This window comes from Occallatibacter sp. (genome assembly GCF_049802275.1).
GTDB lineage: Bacteria > Acidobacteriota > Terriglobia > Terriglobales > Acidobacteriaceae > Telmatobacter.
Window position 1 is genome coordinate 1 of sequence record NZ_JBARMD010000651.1, and the last position, 5,741, is coordinate 5,741.

Sequence of the window (5,741 nt, forward strand, 5' to 3'; positions counted from 1 at the left end):
GGACGAAGCCGTATTGATCCATCTTCGCGCGGGCTGCTGCGCGCATGCGGTCGGCGTGGGGGCGGTAGGTGGCGGGGAGCCACTGGTCGGTGATTCCCTGGTAGATGGTGAACGCGAGCATCTGCGCGAGATTGGTTTCGACGAAGGTGTCGGGGCGATCGACGACGTTGTGGAAGAGGCCGTCTGGACGTTGATACAGAAGGCAGCCGTCGATCACATCGCGGGAAAATGCAACCAGATGGTTGCGATCGTTCTTTCTTTCAGCAGGCAGGCTGCGGATGACACACGCCAGTCCAGCGGCCGTCCAACCATTACCACCGCCCCAGAAAGCGGGATCGGTTAATTGATGTTTGCCGTCGTCCCAGATGTGCGCCATGAGCTTTTTGTCGAGATTGAAAAGGAGCTTTCGATAGCCTTCAATCTGCAGCATCGCCTCGTCGTAATGGCCCATGGCGGCCAGGAACGGAGGCGCGCCATTGATTCCGTCTGACCACATCTGGGGCGCTTCGAACGTGTGATAGAGGATGCCATCGGCGTTGCGGGGAGCCTTATTGAGAATCCAAACGAGCATGCGCGCGACGGCCTGATGCATTGTTGCATCTCCGGCGAATTCTGCCGCCTGTGCGTAGGCGGCGCCGCCCATGGCCGGATCGGTTGGGCCGCCGTTGACCACGACAGCCATGCGACCGTCCGGCGTTTGCTGCACCACGGCGGCCTTCGTCAGCTGGATGAGCAACTCTCGTTGGCCCGATTGCAGCATTGCGTGAGCGAAGATGCCCTGTTCCCAGTCGCGACGCTGCAGTGCAAGGGCGGCGGAGGTAGCCCCCTCGATGCGCCGAGCGCTCTCGGGCTTTTGGCTAGATGTCGTATTTTGCAGCGGTTCTGCAAATGAAGATGCGGAGACGTGCGTACCTGCGATAGCTGCTGTATATAAAAATGAACGTCGATTCACGTTGACGATGATAGCGCGGCAGGTCTCGGATGGGGTTGCTCAGGAGGATGCTTTAACTCACTTTTGCGCAGGACAGCATTCCCTCAGGGCCGACTTTGCCGACTGAATTGGCTACGCAAAGACTCGTCTACAGCGCAGAACCACACCCCGAGCAGAACTTCGCACCGGCGGGATTCGTCTTACCGCATTTTCCGCAGGCCACCAGCGTCCCCGGCTGCGCAATTAACGTGGAATTCTGCGCAGGCGCAGCAGTTCCCGGCGGCACATTCACCGTAACATTGATCGGCTGCCCATAAGCCGGCATCGAGATTCCCAGAGCCGCCGCAATCCCAGCCGCCTGGATCGCGTTGAATTCCCGAACCCGCCCCGGCATGAAGAAGCACTCAATGAATCCCAGCACCCACGGAAACGGTGTCCAGCAGAAGCAGGCATACAGAATGCCCAACCCTGTTCGCCGCAGATAAAAGTGGTGGATACCGAACCCGCCCAGGAACAGCGCCAGCAATATCCCCACAACCTCATCGCGCCGCACCTGTTCGTACTGCTGGTAAAACACTGCCTGCGCATTTACATAAGCCGTGGTTGTCATGGCCGCATCTCCGAGCTTTCCTTGCATTAAAACATACGCGCAGGACGCCCGAAGAGTTCCCCACAGTTCCAGCCCGTAATCCCTCGGCCCGGACGTCAGCCCTCCTCCGTTTAGCATCGTATCTGTCATGACGAGCTTACCCGCCGCTACGAGCGGCACCTTCTACATTGGCGGCGACTTGCCCGTTCATCGCCTCGGTTACGGAACCATGCGCCTTGTCGGCGAGGGCGCCTGGGGCGAACCGAAAGATCCGAACCAGGGCCGTCGCGTTCTGCGCCGCGCCGTTGACCTCGGCGTCACCCTCATCGACACCGCCGATGCCTACGGCCCCGAGATCGCGGAACGCCTGATCTGCGAGGCTCTCCATCCCTATCCGCCGGGCCTCGTCATCGCCACCAAGGGCGGCATCACCCGTCAGGGCCCAGCCAGGACCGAATACGTGGGCCGCGCCGGATATTTGATTCAATGTGTCGAAATGAGCCTGCGCCGGCTCAAACTCGAGCGCATCGAGCTCTACCAGCTCCACCGTATCGACCCCCGCACCCCGCTCGAAGAATCCCTCGGCGCGCTTCGCCAGATGCAGGAGCAAGGAAAGATCCGGCACATAGGCCTCAGTGAAGTCACGCCGGCCGAGATCGAACAAGCGCAGAAGATCGTCCCCATCGTCAGCGTGCAGAACCGCTACTCTCTCGCCGACCGCCGCCACGAGCAGACCCTCGCCTGGTGCGAGCAGCGCGGCATCGCGTTCCTTCCCTGGTATCCCATGGCTGGAGGCAAGCTGCTGAAGCCCGACCACCCGCTATTGCAAACACTAAGCAGTCTCGCTGAACGCCACAACGCCACACCTGCGCAGCTCTCAATCGCGTGGCTCCTTCATCGCTCGCCCGTCATGCTCCCCATCCCCGGCACATCACAGGTCCAGCACCTGGAAGAAAACGTCGCCGCAGCAGCGCTCCAAATCGGCATCGATGAATGGTCACAACTCGAAGCCGCTTCGCAGCAAGTCTCCTAACCAGCTACTTGGCCGTAGCTTCGCAGGATCGACTTCGGAGCCGAAGGCGATGAAGGATCGCAAGGATTCGTTCGGCGATTATCACGTGATTCATTCCGATTACGAGATGGAGCCATCCGGCGAAATCCTCGGCGAACCCACACTGTACATCTCAAGCGATTGATCAATCGTCGGCACCTTGGCGCAGTGCCAACTGCTGCAGCAGAAGCCTGTCCGCGGCAACTTGCGGCGCATGCCGTCAAAACCACACAACAAACAGTGAACTCACAGAGCGGGTCATGGGGAATCTCCTCGGAATGCCCTCGCAGTATACCCCGGCTCGCAAAAGGAAAACCCGCAGCCAATCGGCAGCGGGTTCTCTCAACTAGTTATCGGCGGTCTCTACTCAACGGCATTCGTCGCGATCGTGTTCTTGTACCACTCCGCGCTCAGCTTCGGATACCGCTTCAACGTCTTGAAGTCCACATAGTGAATGCCAAACCGCTTGCTGTAGCCGTCGGCCCACTCGAAATTATCCAACAGGCTCCACAGGAAGTAGCCCTTCACGGGATACCCCTCGTCCACTGCACGATGCAATTGCGTCAGGTGATTGCGCAGGTACATCACGCGATCCACATCTTCAACATGGCCCTCCGGGGTCAGCACATCGTCTGACGACGCGCCATTTTCAGTGATGTACATCGCAGGCACCTTCTCTTTCCAGATGTCGCAAACGTTGCGAACTCCCCAGTAGATGCACTCGGGACCAAGGTTGATCCATGGTGAGTACATGTGCGGATAGGATGACGGCATCGGCTCTTCCACCCATCCCTTCGCAGAACCATCAGCACGCGCAAACAGGGGCACGTAGATATTCACTCCGAGGAAATCGATTGGGCTGCCGATCGCCTGCATATCACCCACTTCTACCTTCGGGGCATTCGCTCCCTCTTGCGCCAGATAGCTCTCCGGATACTTGCCGTCCAGCACCGTGGTGAGGAACGGCGCATTGCTATCGCGTGTGGCCTTCCGTGCCGCTTCGATGTGCTCGTCAGTTTCCATCACCGGCACATAGACGATCGCGTTCTCTGCGAGTCCCACCTGCGTTCCGCTCGGCGCATTTGCGCGAATTGCCTGCACCCCCAGTCCGTGCGCCAAGATCGCGTTGTGCCGTATCTGGTTCACCGGTCCGGCCGCAAGCTTCATGCCCGGCGCGAACTGTCCAATCTTGTATCCCAGATCGGTGAAGCAAATGAATTCATTGGTAGTCATCCAGTGCTTCACCTTGTCGCCAAGATGTTTCGAGACATACGCGCAGTAATCCGCAAACGCTTTCGAGGTATCGCGCGATTGCCACCCGCCCTGCAGACCCGCCGGCGTGTCCCAGTGAAACATCGTGATGTACGGCGTAATATCATTCGCCAGCAACTCATCCACAACCCGGCTGTAGTAATCCAGCCCCTTCTGGTTTACCTCGCCCTTGCCTGTCGGGAACACGCGCGACCACGAGATCGACATGCGGTAGGTGTTCACGCCTAGGTTCTTCAAGAGCTGCACATCCTGCTTGTACAAGTGATAGGAATCGTCCGCCACATCGCCCGTATCGCCGTTGTGCGTCTTCCCGGGCGTATGCGAGAACACGTCCCACAGTGACGGCCCGCGCCCGTCATCCTTCGCGCCGCCTTCAATCTGGTACGAAGCCGTTGCGCAACCCCACAAGAATCCCTTGGGGTACTCGAGCCGCTTCGGCTGCGGTTCTCCAAAAGCAAATTCAGGCAATGAAATTCCTGCATAGGTTGCTGCTGCCGCTGCGGCAACACCCTTTCCAAACTGGCGACGCGAAATCGTCTTCATTCTTACCCTCCAAACGCTAGCAAAAACGTTTTAGCAGACCATTTAAACACTTGGCAAGTGAATTCCTGCAGGTCCTTTCGCGCGGTGCTTGTAGACTCATTCCCTCCAGAAAAGCAAAAGCCGCAGCCTTTCGGCTGCGGCCTTCGCTGCGATCGTTCTCCCACTCCACTTACATTTCTAGGCGCCGAAGGCGCAGCTGGCCCCACCGCAGGTGGTTACATTTCCTTGACGCCTTCGACAAACGCCTTCAGCTTGCGCGAGCGTGACGGATGACGCAGCTTGCGCAGCGCCTTCGCTTCGATCTGCCGAATGCGCTCACGCGTGACCTGGAAGCTTTGTCCCACTTCTTCCAGCGTGTGCTCTGAACCATCTTCGAGCCCGAACCGCATCTTGATCACCCGCTCCTCGCGCGGCGTTAGCGTACGCAGAACCTGCGAAGTGTACTCCTTCAGGTTCACGCTGATCACGGCCTCGCTGGGCGAAACTGCCTGGCGATCTTCAATGAAGTCGCCAAGGTGCGAGTCTTCTTCTTCACCAATCGGCGTCTCCAGCGAAATCGGCTCCTGCGCGATCTTCAGTACCTTGCGGACCTTGGCGACTGGAATGTCCATGCGCCGCGCAATCTCTTCGCTCGACGGCTCACGACCCAGTTCCTGCACCAGCTGACGGCTCGTACGAATCAGCTTGTTGATCGTTTCGATCATGTGCACCGGGATGCGAATCGTCCTCGCCTGGTCGGCAATCGCGCGCGTAATCGCCTGGCGAATCCACCATGTCGCATACGTCGAGAACTTGTACCCGCGCCGATATTCGAACTTGTCCACCGCCTTCATCAGGCCGATGTTGCCTTCTTGAATCAGGTCGAGGAACTGCAGTCCGCGGTTCGTGTATTTCTTCGCAATCGAAACGACGAGACGAAGGTTGGCTTCGATCAGTTCCCGCTTCGCCTGCTCGGCGTCCATGTCGCCCTGGATCATTTCGCGCTGCGTGCGCTTGAGCTCGCCGATCAATACGCCCGCGTCGCCCTCGATTTTTTCGAGATCGGTGCGGCAGTTCTTCTGCTGGCGCCTGTACTCCTTCTTCAGTTCCTCGCTCTTCGAGGCTTCATGCTTCTGCTCGAGCGAGCGGATCTGCCGCTCCAGCGTGCGCATGGTGTCAACGGTCTTGTTGACTTTGTCGAGCAGCCGCTTGCGCTCCATGGCCGTGTACTTGAGTTCACGAACGATACGCGAGATGAAGACCTTTTCGCGGGCAATCATCCAGCGGAGGCGGCGCGCTTCCTTGACCTTGGCCTTGGTGGCAGAAGCCGATGTGGCTACCTGCTTTTCTTCGAAGGCGAGAATCTTCTTCTGGTG

5 protein-coding genes are annotated in these 5,741 nt (G+C 58.7%); 1 reads left to right on the forward strand and 4 read right to left on the reverse strand.

Annotation, left to right across the window (positions count from 1 at the left end):
- Together WA354_RS21830 and WA354_RS21835 are read right to left on the reverse strand one after the other, a co-directional pair.
- The coding region (locus WA354_RS21830; protein WP_472815134.1) for a glycoside hydrolase family 88 protein at window positions 1–952 on the reverse strand (952 nt) is incomplete at its 3' end.
- A 127-nt stretch (window positions 953–1,079) separates the two neighbouring features.
- A complete protein-coding gene (locus WA354_RS21835) occupies window positions 1,080–1,541 on the reverse strand; it encodes a TM2 domain-containing protein (protein ID WP_472815135.1) in 462 nt (153 codons plus the stop codon).
- Between the two features lie 127 nt (window positions 1,542–1,668).
- On the opposite strand from WA354_RS21835, the gene WA354_RS21840 reads away from it, so the two are divergent.
- Window positions 1,669–2,553: an aldo/keto reductase gene (locus WA354_RS21840; protein ID WP_472815136.1), complete on the forward strand. Its 885-nt coding sequence runs from the start codon at window positions 1,669–1,671 to the stop codon at window positions 2,551–2,553.
- A gap of 381 nt (window positions 2,554–2,934) precedes the next feature.
- Here WA354_RS21840 and WA354_RS21845 read toward each other — a convergent pair whose 3' ends face one another.
- Window positions 2,935–4,386 (reverse strand): GH1 family beta-glucosidase, encoded by a 1,452-nt coding sequence (locus WA354_RS21845; protein WP_472815137.1) that lies wholly within the window; start codon window positions 4,384–4,386, stop codon window positions 2,935–2,937.
- A 215-nt stretch (window positions 4,387–4,601) separates the two neighbouring features.
- The coding region (gene rpoD, locus WA354_RS21850) for an RNA polymerase sigma factor RpoD (protein WP_472815138.1) at window positions 4,602–5,741 on the reverse strand (1,140 nt) is incomplete at its 5' end.

What these genes read in the sequence shown, in the direction of transcription:
- WA354_RS21835 (WP_472815135.1), bottom strand. Translation starts at nt 1,541, where the DNA reads ATGACAACCACGGCTTATGTAAATGCGCAGGCAGTGTTTTACCAGCAG.
- WA354_RS21840 (WP_472815136.1), top strand. Translation starts at nt 1,669, where the DNA reads ATGACGAGCTTACCCGCCGCTACGAGCGGCACCTTCTACATTGGCGGC.
- WA354_RS21845 (WP_472815137.1), bottom strand. Translation starts at nt 4,386, where the DNA reads ATGAAGACGATTTCGCGTCGCCAGTTTGGAAAGGGTGTTGCCGCAGCG.